General features: G+C 64.2%; 1 pseudogene. It reads right to left on the reverse strand.

From position 1 onward, the window contains the following. Window positions 1–327 (reverse strand): annotated as a pseudogene (locus tag EN935_RS40465) (hypothetical protein); the annotation flags it as partial. Window positions 328–391: the final 64 nt, after the last annotated feature.

Raw genomic sequence — 391 nt, forward strand, 5'->3', positions numbered from 1 at the left:
GTCCCAGACCATCATGCCAAAGTCGGCGCGCCGCGCCATCTCCCGGTCTTTGGCGGCGTGAACAAAGTCCCCTCTGGCATCCTCAGGAGGAGGAACATGGTAGGCGGCCCAGTCGCCCAGATTGTTGAGGGGCTCCTTGCCGGCATGGAAGACGCCGACATAGTCGTACCTGTAACCCGCGAGCAGGCCCTGCGCCTCGGCATCGGCTCCCGAGGCGTCGCCAATCAGCACGCCGTGCTCGGCAGCAACGATTGCGCCGATGCGAGTGATGGCAGGTTCCGGCAGCTCGAATATCTCGCGTGATCCACCTATGAATATCATCGACATGGTGACTTTCCTTTCTCTCCAGCGCCCCCGCCCCGCGCCAGCCGCCCTCTCCTCTGGCCCTGCG

Origin of the sequence: Mesorhizobium sp. M7D.F.Ca.US.004.03.1.1 (genome assembly GCF_003998635.1) — a bacterium.
Lineage (GTDB): Bacteria > Pseudomonadota > Alphaproteobacteria > Rhizobiales > Rhizobiaceae > Mesorhizobium > Mesorhizobium loti.